14 protein-coding genes are annotated in these 15,468 nt (G+C 64.0%); 10 read left to right on the top strand and 4 right to left on the bottom strand.

Annotation, left to right across the window (positions count from 1 at the left end; genetic code table 11):
• Window positions 1-163: 163 nt before the first annotated feature.
• From VIQ49_RS01970 to VIQ49_RS01955, 4 genes are read right to left on the bottom strand one after another with little or no spacing between them, the layout of a single operon-like run.
• On the bottom strand, window positions 164-1,330 hold the full coding sequence (locus tag VIQ49_RS01970; RefSeq protein WP_331880246.1) for a thiolase C-terminal domain-containing protein: 1,167 nt from the start codon (window positions 1,328-1,330) through the stop codon (window positions 164-166).
• Window positions 1,327-2,517, bottom strand: a complete 1,191-nt coding sequence (locus VIQ49_RS01965; RefSeq protein WP_331880245.1) for an OB-fold domain-containing protein — start codon at window positions 2,515-2,517, stop codon at window positions 1,327-1,329. The genes VIQ49_RS01970 and VIQ49_RS01965 overlap by 4 nt, the downstream gene beginning before the upstream one ends.
• Window positions 2,518-2,535: 18 nt before the next feature.
• The gene (locus tag VIQ49_RS01960; protein WP_331880243.1) at window positions 2,536-3,741 is read right to left on the bottom strand and encodes a CoA transferase; all 1,206 of its coding nucleotides are present in this window, start codon (window positions 3,739-3,741) and stop codon (window positions 2,536-2,538) included.
• Entirely contained in the window at window positions 3,738-5,237 is a 1,500-nt protein-coding gene (locus VIQ49_RS01955) for an aldehyde dehydrogenase family protein (RefSeq protein WP_331880242.1), read from the bottom strand. Before VIQ49_RS01955 ends, VIQ49_RS01960 begins: the two co-directional genes overlap by 4 nt.
• A gap of 220 nt (window positions 5,238-5,457) precedes the next feature.
• Here VIQ49_RS01955 and VIQ49_RS01950 point away from each other — a divergent pair, with 220 nt between their 5' ends.
• The 10 genes from VIQ49_RS01950 (at window position 5,458) to VIQ49_RS01905 (ending at window position 15,461) form a co-directional block, all read left to right on the top strand.
• Window positions 5,458-6,264 (top strand): TauD/TfdA family dioxygenase, encoded by an 807-nt coding sequence (locus VIQ49_RS01950; RefSeq protein ID WP_331880241.1) that lies wholly within the window; start codon window positions 5,458-5,460, stop codon window positions 6,262-6,264.
• Window positions 6,255-6,965, top strand: a complete 711-nt coding sequence (locus VIQ49_RS01945; protein ID WP_331880240.1) for an SDR family NAD(P)-dependent oxidoreductase — start codon at window positions 6,255-6,257, stop codon at window positions 6,963-6,965. Before VIQ49_RS01950 ends, VIQ49_RS01945 begins: the two co-directional genes overlap by 10 nt.
• A gap of 67 nt (window positions 6,966-7,032) precedes the next feature.
• On the top strand, window positions 7,033-7,893 hold the full coding sequence (locus tag VIQ49_RS01940) for a mycofactocin-coupled SDR family oxidoreductase (protein WP_331880239.1): 861 nt from the start codon (window positions 7,033-7,035) through the stop codon (window positions 7,891-7,893).
• 52 nt (window positions 7,894-7,945) lie between these two features.
• The gene (locus tag VIQ49_RS01935) at window positions 7,946-8,140 is read left to right on the top strand and encodes a ferredoxin (RefSeq protein ID WP_331880237.1); all 195 of its coding nucleotides are present in this window, start codon (window positions 7,946-7,948) and stop codon (window positions 8,138-8,140) included.
• Between the two features lie 54 nt (window positions 8,141-8,194).
• The gene (locus VIQ49_RS01930; protein ID WP_331880235.1) at window positions 8,195-9,559 is read left to right on the top strand and encodes a cytochrome P450; all 1,365 of its coding nucleotides are present in this window, start codon (window positions 8,195-8,197) and stop codon (window positions 9,557-9,559) included.
• 105 nt (window positions 9,560-9,664) lie between these two features.
• Window positions 9,665-11,332 carry a thiolase C-terminal domain-containing protein gene (locus tag VIQ49_RS01925; RefSeq protein WP_331880233.1) on the top strand — a complete coding sequence of 556 codons (1,668 nt, stop codon included), beginning with the start codon at window positions 9,665-9,667 and terminating at the stop codon, window positions 11,330-11,332.
• Window positions 11,329-12,231 (top strand): alpha/beta hydrolase, encoded by a 903-nt coding sequence (locus VIQ49_RS01920; RefSeq protein ID WP_331880232.1) that lies wholly within the window; start codon window positions 11,329-11,331, stop codon window positions 12,229-12,231. The genes VIQ49_RS01925 and VIQ49_RS01920 overlap by 4 nt, the downstream gene beginning before the upstream one ends.
• A gap of 25 nt (window positions 12,232-12,256) precedes the next feature.
• Window positions 12,257-13,084, top strand: a complete 828-nt coding sequence (locus VIQ49_RS01915) for an NAD(P)-dependent oxidoreductase (RefSeq protein ID WP_331880231.1) — start codon at window positions 12,257-12,259, stop codon at window positions 13,082-13,084.
• Window positions 13,084-13,890, top strand: coding sequence for an NAD(P)-dependent oxidoreductase (locus VIQ49_RS01910; protein WP_331880230.1), 807 nt, complete (start codon window positions 13,084-13,086; stop codon window positions 13,888-13,890). The genes VIQ49_RS01915 and VIQ49_RS01910 overlap by 1 nt, the downstream gene beginning before the upstream one ends.
• 29 nt (window positions 13,891-13,919) lie before the next feature.
• Window positions 13,920-15,461, top strand: coding sequence for an acyl-CoA synthetase (locus VIQ49_RS01905; RefSeq protein WP_414731554.1), 1,542 nt, complete (start codon window positions 13,920-13,922; stop codon window positions 15,459-15,461).
• Window positions 15,462-15,468: the final 7 nt, after the last annotated feature.

The following is a 15,468-nucleotide window of genomic DNA, read 5'->3' as shown; positions in this document are numbered from 1 at the left end:
GGACAACAACTCTCCACCGACCCGCACACGCACACGCACACCACACGCTGATACCGCACCCCGATCTCGTACCGTTGCCAAACATCAACGCCGACAACAAGAACGACACCGCAACCGACTACGCCGAGAATCCGCCGACGAACCTGATTGACCAACGGTGACGCTAGCGTGGTGCGTCGGGGCCTTCGAGGATGGTCACGGCCGAAACGGCGGTGGGCCCACCGAGGTTGTGTGCCAGACCGACATTGGCGCCGTCGACCTGATTGATGGCGTTGCCGCGCAACTGGTCGAACAGTTCGACACACTGAGCGACACCGGTCGCGCCCGGCGGGTGCCCCTTCGACTTCAGACCGCCGCTGGGATTCACCGGCATGGAGCCGCCGACGGAGGTGTCACCGGCTTCGAGGAGCTTGTAGCCCTCGAAGCGATCGGCGAAGCCCAGGTCTTCGTAGCTCATGATCTCAACGCCGGTAAAGAAGTCGTGCACCTCGGCGACGTCTACGTCGGCGGGAGTCATCCCGGCCATCGAGAACGCCTGCTTGGCCGCACGGACGGTGGCCGGGAACGTTGTCATGTCCGTCTTGTGCTGGTGCATGACCGAATCCAGGCCCAGACCCACACCCCGGACCCACACGGGCCGGTCGGTGTATCGGTCGACGACGTCTTCGGCGGCCAGGATCAATGCCGCCGCGCCATCACTCTGCGGGGCACAGTCATAGATTCCGAACGGCGTCACCACAGTCGGGGCTTCGAGGGCCTGTTCCATGGTGATCTCGAACCGCAGCCGCGCCTTGGGGTTGTTGACACCTTGACGATGGTTCTTCACCGCGACCATCGCCATGTGTTCGCGGGTGGCCGGCGACTCGTGGAGATAGCGGCTGACGTGCAGGGCGAATCCAGCCGGGGCAACCAAGCCCAGCGGGTAGTCCCACGCCATATCTCGCGAGGTTGCCTCCCATTCCCACAGCATGTCCTTCGAAGCGGTCTCCCGAAGTTTGTCGGCGCCCATCACGAGCGCCACATCGAAAGCACCGGAGGCGATGCCGAACAGAGCATTACGGACGGCATCGTTGCCGGTGGCACACGAATTCTCGACACGGGTGACCGGAATGTCTGGCAGACCAAGCGAATCCGCGAGGATTCCGGACGGGAACCCGTCGGTGGTTCCCATGGCACCGAACCACGCGGCCTGCAGGTCATTCTTGTTGATGCCTTTGTCCACACTGGCCGCGGCTTCCGCATAGGCCATCGGCAGCAGATCCTTGATCCCGAGGGCAAAGTGTTCGGCGAACGGGGTCATACCCGCACCGACTACTGCAACCTTCCTCATACCGCTGCTCCTTCCACAACAAGTTCCGGCTCAAATGCGTAGCCGTAGTCGGGAACCCCCGACCGCATGGCCACCCGGCGCAGCGCCAGCCGCCCTCGATCACCGATACCCACGGACCCGGGGTCGGCACCGGTCACCTTCACCAGTGCACGCACGTTCACGTCTTCGAGTTCGACGATCACCAGTGAGTAGGGGGTCTTCAACCCCGGTACCGGCACGTGCACCGTGACGCCGGTGTACACGGTTCCGGTCCGCGGTAGCGGTACGAGTTCGTATTCGGTCTGCAGGGCCGAGTCATCGGAGACCTGGTAGCGCGGAGGGAAGTCGAGATGCTCTGAGTCGGCGTATTTGCCTGCCTCCCAACGCACCTTTGCCTCGAACGCGCGCTCGTACGCCGCCAACGAGATCGGGATCTCGTTGCCCGGGATGTACGTCGTCTCCAGCTTGGGCCGGGCCTCGGGTTCGCGGCGATGCAGCACGACCGACCCGGCAGCAACCGTGATCCCGGACAGGCTCGCCTGTTCCACGGCGGCCAGCGGACCGGTCGTCTCGGATTCGGCCATCGCCGCCAGGGCGAACAGGCCCGAGCTGGCTCCCACCGTCGGCAGATGCACCGAGAAGCCGGGGCTCAGTTCTGTTGCCCGCTTGTGGTCCACTCCCGCAACGGCAGTCGGATGATCCAGCCACGCCGCGGCCAGCGACGCCACCAGACCACGGTCGTGCAGCAACCGCGGGTCGCCGTAGTCGTGAACGGCACCGGTGGACGAATCGCGTGTGCGGACCGGAAGGCTGCGCGCCACCCGGGCCGAGGTGCGCACGTGCAGACCACAATCGGAGGTCAGGGCGGCAGCCGCTCCGGCCGGATCGAGGTCCACACCGATGACGAGCGTCCGCTGGCGCGCCGAGCTCAGAGCGTCGAGCGCTGCCGGTGCGCCACCGAGACGCTCGGTCACCTCCAGCTCGGGATCGAGATCGAGCCCGGCGAGAAGCACCGCAGCATTGCTGCTTTCGAGCAGTGGGAGGTCACGGGTGACGAGGACAACCGAATCAACCGTGCCTCCCTTGCTGAGCGCGGCTCGACCCGCCTCCACCGCCATCGTGATGGCGTCCTCGTCGTCACCGGCGATGCGGTGATCCGAGGTACCCCACGGCGGCAGGTACGTCCCAATGGAGGCGATGTAAGGCATTGATTTCTCCCGAGTTACCTAGGTGACCGCGCCGGCGGTCTTCAGTTCGATTATGCGGTCCCAGTCCAGTCCGATTTCCATCAGGATCTCGTCGGTGTGGGCGGCGAACTCCGGGGCCGGTGAGGTTTCCGTGGCAGCCACGTCGAATTGGACCGGGGTGGAAACCAATTCGATCTCACCGGCCTGGACGTAGTAGTCGTTGGCCCGGACCTGTGGGTCTGCACTGACCTGGAACGAATCCTGCACCGGTGCCCACGGTCCGGCGAGCGTGCCGAAGCGTACGGTCCAGTCCTCCAGCGTGCGGCCCTTGATCGCCTCGCGCAGGATTGCGACCGCGGCTTCGGTGTTGGCCGAGATGTCCTTGCCGGTGGCGAAGCGTGGATCGTCGATGAGTTCCGGCCGATCGATATGCCGGCAGACATCGGCCCAGAACTTCGACGGCTGCATCATGATGAACGAGATGTACCGGCCGTCGGCCGTCTCGTACACACCGGTCAGCGGATTCACGGGCGAACCGTGCACGCCGGGAACCGGCGCAACCATCGGCTCTTTGAGGTGTGCGGACAAGGCGATGCCATGCCCCATCGACCACATTCCGCTGCCGAGTAGAGACACGTCCACCACCGAGGGTTCACCGGTGCGTTCCCGCTTGAGCAGTGCAGCGGTGACGCCGCCGGCCAGGTTGGTCCCGGAGATCGTGTCACCGTAGGCCGGCCCCGGAGGCGCGATCATGCCCTCGGTCCCGGGCGGCGTGATCGATGCGGCCGTACCGGCCCGGCACCAGAACGCGGTCATGTCGTATCCGCCGCGGTTCGACTCTTGTCCGCGGGGTCCCAGGGCACTGCCGCGGGCGTAGATGATCTTCGGGTTGATCGCCCGGATGTCGTCGACGTCGATCCCGAACTTGGCACGATGATCGGGCAGGAAGCTGGTCAGGAAGACATCTGCCTTCTTGACCAGTTCGATCAGGACTTCCTTGCCTTCCGGCACCGACATGTCCAGGCCCAGGCTGCGCTTGCCGCGGTTGGCATGCTCGACATTCGGGTTGGGGTCGCCGACGACAACCATGGTGCCCGTCTGGCGCAGGCCGCGTTGTGGATCGCCGGTCACGGCGTGTTCGATCTTGATGACCTCGGCACCCCAATCGGACAGCACGGCGCCGGCCGACGGGACGAAGCCGTACATCGCGACCTCGAGGACGCGGATACCTTCGAGTGGTTTCACGATGCGGCCACCGGAGATGCGAAGGCCTTGATCTCGAGGAACTCCTCGAGTCCGGCGGTACCCATCTCGCGGCCGAGACCCGACTGCTTGTAGCCGCCGAAGGGCACGTCGGCACTGAAGTAGTTGCCTCCGTTGATGCTGAACGTACCGGTGCGGATCCGGCGGCCGATCGCCAGTGCCCGGTCCTCGTCGGCGCTGATGACGCCGCCGGACAGGCCGAACTGCGAATCGTTCGCGATCTGAACGGCGTGCTCGTCGTCGTCGAACGGGATCACGGCCAGTACCGGCCCGAAGACCTCGTCCTGAGCGATCTCGCTGGACGGATCCACGTTCGCCAGCAGGGTCGGCTTGTAGAAGTAGCCGGGGCTGACGGATTCGCCACCGAAGGCCAGCGTCGCACCGGCGGCCACGGCCCGCTGCACCATTCCGTCAACCTTGTCGCGCTGCCGCTCGCTGATCAACGGTCCCATGTAGGTCTTCGGGTCCGTCGGATCACCGAATGTCACCCGCTGCATCATCGCCGCGACCATCGCGACGAGCTCGTCATGCTTGGAACGCGGGACCAGCAGACGGCTGGTCAGGGCGCAACCCTGGCCGGCGTGCGAACAGATGCTGAACGCCGCGAACTGGGCGGCCATCTGCATGTCGGCGTCGTCGAGCACGATCAGAGCCGACTTCCCGCCGAGCTCGAGGAACACGCGCTTGAGGCTATCGGCAGCGGCAGCCATGATCTTGCGGCCGACCGGGGTGGATCCGGTGAAGGTCACCACGTCCACATCGGCATGGGTGGTCATCACCTCTCCGACCGCTACCTCGGTCGAGGACAGGACGTTGACGACGCCGGCCGGGATATCGGTGTGCTCGGCGATCAGCTCACCGAGTGCGAGCGTCAGCAGCGGTGTGTCCGGCGCGCCCTTGAGGATCACCGTGCAACCGGCGGCCAGAGACGGTGCGAGCTTGGCGAGGGCCAGCTGCGTCGGATAGTTGTAGGCGGCGATGGCCGAGACCACGCCCGCGGCCTCCTTCTCGACCCACCGGCGATGCTTCTGGCCACGGATGTCGATCTCACCGAGGTCCTCGGTCATCGGGTACTCACGGAGCAGATCCGCGTAGAACTTGATGATCCCGATCGGCACGTCGAGCTGATTGCCGTGCGTGAGAATCCGGGTGGCGCCGACTTCGGCCATGGTCAGTTCGCGCAGCTCTTCGGCATTGTCGAGCATGGCCTGATGGAGCTGGTCGAGGCATTTGATGCGTAGTTCGGTGTTCGTGGACCAGTCGGTGTGATCGAAGGCTTGACGCGCGGCGGTGACGGCAGCCTCGGCCTCGCCCACTCCGGCGTCGGGAGCGTAGCCGTACACCTCTTCTGTGGCCGGGTTGATCGAGGCGAACTCCTTGTCGAGAGCCACCAACTCCCCACCGATGAGCAGACGTTTGCGAACCACGTCGCCCTTCACGTCAGTTCCTGCGGTCGCCACTGCTTCCTGGGCTGGCATTGCGCCTCCTCAAAATTTGTGAAAACTTCATTCTCAAATATGACCAACGCCACATTCGCCTAATTCGGACTGTAGCAAGATTTGGGAAGGACGCCTACCCCCGGTGGCAGACGGCAACCGCCCGCCGAAACGGACAAAAGGCGCAGAGCAAACGCATCAAACTCTTGCAGACTGCTACATTTCGAGAGTATCGTTCTCGCAAATAGAAAGGGAGATTCTTGTGATTGAGACAACAGCCCTCAGCCCCGCACTGGGAGTCCAGGTCCATGGCGTCGAAGATCTGCTCGACGATGTAGTGGCCGCACAGTGCCTCGAGGCGCTCAAATGGCGAGGTGTCCTTCTCATCCGTGGACTGAATCTGAGCGACGAAGAGCAGGTGGCGTTCAGCCGCAAGCTCGGGCCGGTCCTGGCCCCGGGCGGACAAGAGGTCTTTGTCGTCTCCCTCAACCCCGAGAAGTCTCGCTCGGCCGAGTACCTCAAGGGCACGCTCTTCTGGCACATCGACGACACCACCAACGACATCCCCGCCAAGGCCACGATGCTGACCTGCAAGCACGCGGCGATGGTCGGCGGCGGCACTGAATTCGCCAGCACCTACGCGGCGTACGAAAGCCTGTCGGACAACGAGCGCAAGCGTTACGAAGGTCTGCGCGTGGTGCACAGCTTCGAGGCCGCCCAACGTCTCGTGCATCCCGATCCGAGCCCCGAGATGCTCGCCGGCTGGCGCAAACTGCCCACCCACGAGACGTCGCTGGTCTGGGACCGCAAGGACGGCCGCAGGTCCCTGGTCATCGGGGCCACCGCCGATCACGTTGTCGGCATGCGCCCGGAAGAGAGCCGTGAGCTGCTCGACGAACTACTGGCGTACACCACGCAAGAGCGCTTCTCGTACACCCACGAATGGCAGGTCGGCGACGTGGTGATCTGGGACAACACCGGAATGCTGCATCGCGCACTGCAATACGACCCCAGCTCCGAACGCGAGATGCACCGCACCACGATGGCAGGAAGCGAAGCATGGGCGTGAAAACAGCAGTTGTCACCGGGGGTAGCTCCGGCATCGGTCACGCAGTTGTCGAGCGACTTGTCGCCGACGGCTATAACGTCGCCTCGTTCGATCGGACGCCCAGCGAAGAGAAGAACACCTACACCGTCGACGTCACCAATCGTGAGCAGATCGACGCTGCGTTGACAGAGGTTCGCGACACCTTCGGGCCGGTCACCGTCTTGGTCAATGCGGCCGGCATCGACAGCTTCGGCCGCTTCGTCGACCTCGACTTCGATGAGTGGAAGAGGATCATCGATGTCAACCTCCACGGCACCTACCACTGCATCCAGGCAGCACTGCCCGACATGCTGAAGGCCAAGTGGGGCCGGATCGTCAACATCTCGTCATCCAGTGCGCATTCGGGCCAGCCGTACATGGCCGCGTATGTCTCGGCCAAGTCTGCAGTGAACGGACTGACCAAGTCGTTGGCCCTCGAGCTGGGCCAGGTCGGCATCACCGTGAACGCCGTTCCGCCGGGCTTCGTCGACACCCCGCTCCTGCGGAGTGCTGAGGGTCAAAAACGCCTCGGCGGCACCGTCGAAGAGCACATCCTCCGGACCCCGGTCCGCCGGGTCGGACGGCCGGAAGACATCGCCAACGCCTGCGCTTTCCTGATCTCCGAGGACGCGAGCTACATCACCGGGCAGATTCTCGGCGTCAACGGTGGCCGCAACACATAAGTAGGAGCATCGGCCACCCGCCGGTGTTGATCGTTCCAACAGTTGAAGATCGGAAGGGTATTTCATCATGGGTCGTGTAGAGGGCAAAGTCGCGTTCATCACGGGAGCAGCACGAGGACAGGGCCGCAGCCACGCGGTCCGCTTGGCAGAAGAGGGCGCGGACATCATCGCCGTCGACATCTGCACGGACTTCGAAACCATCGGATACCCGATGGCCACGCCGGAAGACCTCGCAGAAACCGCCAGATTGGTCGAGAAGCACGATCGTCGGATCGTGACCATCCAGGCCGACGTCCGCGACGCGGCCCAGATGAAGGCTGCGGTCGAGACCGGTATCACCGAGCTCGGTCGGCTCGACATCGTTGTGGCACAGGCGGGTATCGCCGGCATGAAGGGCGAGCCGCGGTGGCAGAGCTTCACCGACGTCATCAATACGAACCTCGTCGGAACCATCAACGCGATCTCGGCTGCACTGCCCCACCTCAAGGAAGGCGCGTCGATCATCGCCACCGGCTCCACTGCGGCGCTGATGGACACCAGCAAGGTTGATGAGCCGGGTAAGGATCCAGGCGGCGTGGGCTACGTCTACTCCAAGCGAGCACTGACCGAGTACGTCCACAACCTCGCGCTGCATATCGCCCCAGAGGGCATCCGCGCCAACGTGATTCACCCCACGAACTGCAATACTCCGATGCTGCAGAGCGAGCCGATGTACCGTTCATTCCGTCCCGACCTGGAGCATCCGACGCGCGCAGACGCCGAGCCGGTGTTCGGTGTGCAGCAGGCGATGCGGATTCCGTTCATCGAGCCCTTGGACATCAGCAACATGGTGCTGTTCCTGGCGTCCGACGAAGCCCGCTATGTCACCGGCACTCAGCAACGTGTCGACGGCGGCGGTTACCTGAAGTGGTACGGCGTCCACTTCTGATTCGGGATCCACTTTCCCAGCCCACCATTTCAACCAATCGAGGAGATCCACAGTGAAGGTGCACGTCGACGCAGACAAGTGCCAGGGCCACACGCTTTGCGCGATGATCGCGCCCGAATCGTTCGAATTGGATGACATCGACGGTCATTCGTCGGCCATCACCGAAGATGTGCCGGCCGAGCATGAGAAGAGCGTTCGCGAAGCGTTCGCCTCATGCCCGGAACGAGCAATCTCCATCACCGAATAGCAGCCCCCTCCAGACCTATTCGGCAGCCCGCACATCTGAGAAAGGACGGCGCCCATGACCGTTGACGACGTCACCCGAGACGCCCGCAAGTCACCCACATTTCAATTCGAACGACATGCGCCCCACTACCGCGACGAGTTCGAAGAAGTCACCCAGAAGATGCAGTCGGAATGCCCGATTGCCTGGAGTGACACCTATGGCGGCCATTGGGTTGCCGCAGGCAACAAAGAGGTCTTCGAGCTCGCCCGTTGCCCCGTGGTGTCCACCGACCACGATGTATCCGGCGAGGGCAGCGGATACAAGGGCATCTCTATCCCGACCCCGGAGCGCGCCAACGGTCTTCGTGGCGGCATCCTGGAGATGGACGACCCCGACCACAAGAACTACCGCGCCATCCTCAACCCGTACCTGTCACCGGCTGCGGTGAAGGCGTGGATCCCGTTCATCGACGACGTCGTGCATGCGTGCCTCGACGAAAAGATCGAGTCGGGACGTATCGACTTCGTCGACGAGCTCGCCAACATCGTGCCCGCCGTCCTGACCCTGGGCATGATGGGCATCCCGCTGGAGAAGTGGACCCTGTACAACGAGCCCGTTCACGCCGCGGTCTACACCCCGCCGGACTCCCCGGACATCGCACGGGTCAACGAGATGCACCGCACCATGGGCATCGACCTGTTCACCAATCTTGCTGAGATCAAGGCGAATCCGCGTCCCGGACTGATTCATGCACTGGTGACGGCCGAGATCGACGGGGAACCTTTGCCGGACATGGAGATCTTCGGCAATCTCGGCCTCCTGATCGGTGGTGGTTTCGACACCACCACCGCGCTGACCGCCCATGCCCTCGAATGGCTGTCGGAGAATCCCGAAGCCCGCCAGAACCTCAGCGAGGATCGAGATGAACTGCTCGACTCCGCCACCGAGGAATTCCTGCGGTACTACACGCCGGCGCCGGGTGACGGGCGTACCGTCGCCGCGGACATCGAGATCGAGGGCAAGGAGTTCAAGGAAGGTGACCGATTGTGGCTGTCCTGGGCGATGGCCAATCGCGATCCCGAGGTGTTCGACGATCCCAATGAGGTGATCCTCGACCGGGGTGCCAACCGGCACTACAGCTTCGGACTCGGCTTGCATCGTTGCGCCGGCTCCAATGTCGCCCGGACCGTGTTCAAACGGATGCTGCTCGCCGTCCTCGACCGCCTCCCCGACTACAAGTGCGACCCAGAGGCGACCGTGCACTACGACACCATCGGTGTCATCCAGGGTATGCGGCATCTACCGGCGGACTTCACGCCCGGCAAGAGGATCGGCGACGGCTTCGACGCCACCCTCGTCAAACTGCAGAAGCTGGTCGACGACACCCGTCTGGCAGAGCCCGCGGTCATCGCGAAGGCACGTACCGCTTCAGCCGGATAGTCCTGTAGAACAAACGATCTGACAGCGCAGAACAAGGACGCGACACCGACCGTCACGCTGACGCAGGCGTGGCGGTCGCTGTCGTAGTTCCAACTAGGAGGCACAGTGGCCGAAACGACAGGACGTCCCCTGCCGTTGCTCACCAGCGACAACGAGTTCTTCTGGACCTCGGGCTCTGATGGCTCGCTACGAATCCAGGAGTGTCAGAGCTGCTCATCACTGATCCACCCGCCGCAGCCGGTGTGTCGTCATTGCCGCGGGCGCGAGCTCGCACCACGAGTCGTCTCGGGCTACGCCACCCTCATCGGATTCACCGTCAATGAACGATTCCCCCTGCCCGGTATGCCGACGCCGTTTGTGATCGCCCAGGTCGCGCTCGAAGAAGATCCTCGAATCCGGCTGACCACCAACACTGTTGACTGCGACCCCGCCGATCTCACACTCGGTATGCGCATGGAGGTCCGCTTCGAACAGAGCGGCGACGTCTGGTACCCACTGTTCCGGCCAACCGCAGAACAGGCCTCGGGACCTGCGGCACTCCCCCACGACGAAATCGAACCCCAAGACTTCCACAAGCATGTTCGGCCGATGGCCACCACCGAGAAGTTCGAGGACAAAGTCGCGCTCACCGGCGTCGGAGCATCCGAGATCGGTCGCCGTCTGATGGTCTCGCCGCTGTCGCTGACCATCACGGCCTGCGAACGTGCGGTGGCCGATGCGGGTCTGACGATGGCCGACATCGACGGAATCGCCAGCTACCCGGGCGCCGGAAACGTCGGCGGATTCGGTGAGGGCGGCGGCGTCCAGTCCGTTGAGGCCGCACTCGGCATTCATCCGACCTGGTACAACGGCGGTATCGAGACGTTCGGCCCCGGTGGATCCGTCATCGCCGCCATGATGGCCGTGGCAAGTGGGCTCGCCACCCACGTGCTCTGCTACCGAACGTTGTGGGAGTCCACACACGGTGAATTGATGAAGCAGGGCAAGCTGTCTCATGCCGGCGGTCAACGTGTCAGCGGCTACATCATGCCGTTCGGTGCCATGTCCGCCTCACATACTTTGGCGATGAATGCACAGCGCCACATGCAGCGCTACGGCACCACCCGCGAGACCCTCGGCTGGATCGCACTGAACCAGCGCGCAAATGCCGCACGCAATCCGACCGCCATCTACCGCGACCCCATGACCATGGACGACTACCTGTCGGCCCGCACCATCACCACACCGTTTGGTCTCTACGACTGTGATGTGCCCTGCGACGCCTCGATTGCCGTCATCGTCTCGGCGAAGGACGCCGCAGCCGATCTGGCGAAGCCGCCGGTGTACGTCGAGGCCGTGGGCACCCAGATCCTCGAACGCATCGAATGGGACCAGAGCACGCTGACCCATGAGCCGCAGGTCCTCGGCCCCTCCGCCCACATGTGGTCGCGAACCACGTTGCGCCCCGGCGATATCGACACCGCACAGTTGTACGACGGATTCAGCTTCAACTGTCTGTCCTGGCTCGAGGCGCTCGGATTCTGTGAAATCGGGGAGGCAAAGGACTTCCTCGACGGCGGCAAGAACATCGCCATCGGCGGTGAGGTCGCGGTCAATACGCACGGTGGTCAGCTCTCCCACGGACGCACCCACGGTATGGGCCTGATCGCAGAAGCGATCACCCAGCTTCGCGGTGAGGGCGGTGACCGCCAAGTGCCCGGCGCCAAGACCGCGATTGCCAGCAGTGGTGGTCTGACACCCGGCGGCGTGATGTTGTTGAGGTCGACCCCGTGACCGCCGTGGAAATGGACACGGTCGACGTGCCGGTCGCCCAAGTCGTCGACGTTCATGGGACCCCGTCGTCAGGTTTGCTTCTCGCCGTGCCGAATCCGCGCGGCGTCATCGTGGCGCTGCATGGTGGCGCATCAAAATCTGCCTACTACGACTGCCCAGGCTTTCCACGGCACTCACTTCTGCGAACCGGGGCCGCAAACAGCTTTACCGTTCTGGCCCTGGACCGTCCGGGATACGAGGCGTCGTTCGAGTTCGTCGACCGATTCACCACACCGGAGCAGCGCGTCGACTGGGCCTACGCCGCAGTCGATGCGCATCTCGGATCACGGTCGCGGGGCGCGGGCACCTTCATCCTGGCCCACTCGGTGGGATGCGAGCTCGGCGTGCGAATGGCGGCCGACGTCCGAGGCCGCGACCTGCTGGGTATCGAGCTGTCGGGAACTGGAACCGAACATCAGCCCAAGGCCGCTTCGGTCCTGGTTCCGCGGGACACCAAAGTGGCCAAACCCGACGGCGCCGGGGTCCGCGAGCTGCTGTGGAATCCCGCCCGCCTGTATCCGCCGGAACTGTCCGGCGGCGGACCGATTTCCGCCCCCGGTCCCAAATACGAGTATGAGGTGGTGCGGGACTGGCCGCGGATGAACTTCCCCGATCTCGCGGCGCAGATCCAGGTGCCAGTGCATTTCACCGCCGGCGAGTTCGAGAATGTGTGGCGCAATGACCCCGACGCCCTTCATGACATCGGGGCACTGTTCACGATGTCTCCGCGCGTCGAGGTGGAGCAGCAGTTCGACGGCGGACACAACCTGAGTCTCGGCTACACGGCGATGGCGTACCACATGAACATCCTGTCGTTCGTCGAAGAGTGCATCAACGACGCGAATCGTCCAGGGCACTGAGCACTTTCAACCAGAAGGAGTAACGATGCGAGTCGGATTCATCGGCCTCGGAAGCCAAGGCGGCGCGATGGCCCGCCGGATCGTGGACGCCGGCTATGAGACAACTCTGTGGGCCCGGCGCGCGGAGTCGCTCGAGCCCTACGGTGACACCGCGGCGAAGACTGCCGGTTCACCGGCCGAGCTCGGCGCGGCGAGCGACCTCGCCTGCGTCTGCGTGGTCAACGACGCCGACGTCCGGGAAGTTGTCGACGGGCCCCAGGGAATCCTTCGCGGGATGAGCGCGGGCGGCGTCATCGCAGTGCACTCGACCGTCCACCCGGACACCTGCCGTGAGCTGGCCGAGAAGGCTGCCGCGCAGGGTATCTCGCTGGTTGATGCACCGGTCAGCGGTGGCGGCATGGGCGCGGAGGCCGGAACGCTGCTGGTCATGGTGGGTGGCGACGATGACATTGTCGCCCGTGTGCGGCCGGTCTTCGAGACGTACGCAGATCCTGTTGTTCATCTCGGCGGGGTCGGCGCCGGTGAAGTCGCGAAACTCCTCAACAACCTGCTCTTCACCGCGAACTTGTCCACCGCGTCCAGCACGCTGGCGCTCGGCGAACAACTCGGTGTCGACCCCACCCGGCTGGCCGCTGTATTGGCATCCGGATCAGCAAACAGCTTTGCCCTGGGCCGAATCGCCAACACCGCAGGATCACTGGACCAGATCGCACAGCACGCCGGTGAGTTGCTCCGCAAGGACGTCACATTGGTCGCCGGTCTTGCCGACGCCGCCGGCACCACGGTCGGTTCTGTTCTGGATGCGGCTGACGCCACCCTCGCCCAGATGAACCACCCACGACTGGAGTCATGATGCGCATCGGATTCGTCGGCACCGGCCGCATGGGGCTGCCCATGGTGCGCCGCCTCGTGAGCGCCGGACATCAGGTCCGTGCCCTGGTCCGCAGCGACCAGGCACGTGGCGACGTCACCGACGCGGGCGCCCGGCCGGTCACCGATGTCAGCGAGGTCGCCACCGACGCCGAAGTGGTGATCATCTGTGTGTTCACCGATGAACAGGTCCGCGACATCTGCCTCGATGGTCCGCTGATCTCCTCGATGGCCCCGGGCTGCGTATTGGTGTTGCACACCACGGGTAGCCCGGTCACTGCAGAAAAGATCTCGGATCACGCCCAGTCTTTCGGTGTGCGCGTGGTCGATTCCCCGGTCAGCGGCGGTCCGCACAACATCGCGGCCGGCGACCTCACCCTTTTCGTCGGCGGCGACGCCGAGACCGTCGACCGCGTCCGTCCGGCCCTGCAGAGTTACGCCGAACCGATCCTGCATGTCGGGTCAATCGGCACCGGTCAGCGGGTCAAATTGGTCAACAACGCATTGTTCGCGGCGCAGATCGGATTGCTGCGCGAGGGCGTTCGTCTCGGTGCCGAGCTCGGCGTAGACGAATCGACCCTGCTCAGCGCTCTCCCACACGCCAGCTCCAACAGCCGTGCGCTGGCCGGTGTTTCGGCGCGCGGATCGGTTGCCGCATTCAGCGAAGCCGTCGGCGAGTTCGTCAGCAAAGACGTGAGCGTTGTCCGTACGGTCGCCCGCGAGCTCGGTGGGCAACTCGGGGTGATCGACGAAGTGATCGGTGACCAACTCGGAGCCGTCAAGCCCTGATTCGACTTGACCAAGGACTTCCCATGGAGATGACACCAAGCCACCACGCGTACCTGACGCCAGAGGCACCGGCCATCGTGATGGGCAACAGCGGCGAGGTGGTCACGTACGCTCAGCTCGAGGACCGGTCGATCCGGTTTGCGCGAGCCCTGGGTGAGCGCGGGTTGCAGCCGGGTGATCACATCGCGATCCTGATGGAGAACACCAGCTCCTTTCTCGAGATCACCTGGGCTGCACAGCGTTCGGGACTCTACTACACAGCCATCAACCGGCACCTGCGTACCGATGAGGTCCAGTACGTTCTCGATGACTGTGGCGCCCTTGCACTTGTCGCCAGTGCGTCGGTCGCCGATGTTGTCGCCGATCTCGATCTGTCCCGACTTCGCGCGAAGTTCGCCGGCGCGGGCGAGATCGACGGCTTCGAATCGTACGACGACGTCTTGTCCACGACCCCGGGATCTCCGCTCGAGAATGAGCGTGAGGGCCGTGAGATGCTGTACTCCTCCGGCACCACCGGACGCCCAAAAGGGGTCCGGAAACCGCTGTCCGGGCACACCTTCGGGGATCCCACGTCGGCCCCAGTCCTCATCGCAAAGGGAATGATCGATCGCAGTTCCAGCGGCAACGTGGTGTACCTGTCACCGGCACCGCTCTATCACGGTTCACCACTGGTCTTTTCGATGTCCTGGCATCGGGCCGGGGCCACTGTCGTGGTGTTGGAAGATTTCGATCCACGTCGATGCCTTGAACTGATCGAGCAGTACGGCGTCACGGACGCGCAGTTCGTACCCACCATGTTCGTCCGGATGCTCCGGCTACCCGTTGACGAACGTAAGAAGTACAACCTGTCGAGCCTGCGCAGCGTCATGCATTCGGCCGCCCCATGTCCGGTTGCGGTGAAACGCCAGATGCTCGACTGGTGGGGGCCGATCATCAGCGAGTACTACTCGGGCACTGAAGATGTCGGGGCCACCGCCATCACCGCCACCGAATGGCTGGCCCATCCGGGTTCGGTCGGCCGGCCGATGCAGCCCTGCCACATCGTCGACGAGTACGGCAACGAGCTACCGGTGGGCGAGTCCGGTGTTGTGTATTTCGAAGGCGGTCGTCCCTTCGAATACCACAATGATCCGGAGAAGACCGCGTCGGTGGCGAACACCCGCGGGTGGCGGACCATCGGTGACATGGGATACCTCGACAGCGAGGGATACCTGTACCTCACCGACCGCAAGGCCCACATGATCATCTCCGGCGGCGTGAACATCTATCCGCAGGAAACCGAGAACATGCTCGCGTCCCATCCGGCGATCGCCGATGTGGCCGTCATCGGCGTCCCCGACGAGGAGATGGGCGAGTCGGTCAAGGCTGTTGTGCAGCTGATTGATCCAGAAGCCGCCGACGATCAGCTGGCGGTCGACCTGATCGCCTACTGCCGCAACGAGCTCGCGACCTACAAATGTCCACGCAGCATCGACTTCGTCGCCGAACTGCCGCGTGATCCGAATGGAAAACTGTACAAGCGGCGGCTCCGCGAACTGTACTGGGACGGGCGCGACAGCCTCATCCTCTGACCCGCAA

This window comes from Williamsia sp. (assembly GCF_036566845.1).
GTDB lineage: Bacteria > Actinomycetota > Actinomycetes > Mycobacteriales > Mycobacteriaceae > Williamsia.
This window is presented reverse-complemented; position numbering and strand designations above follow the sequence as displayed.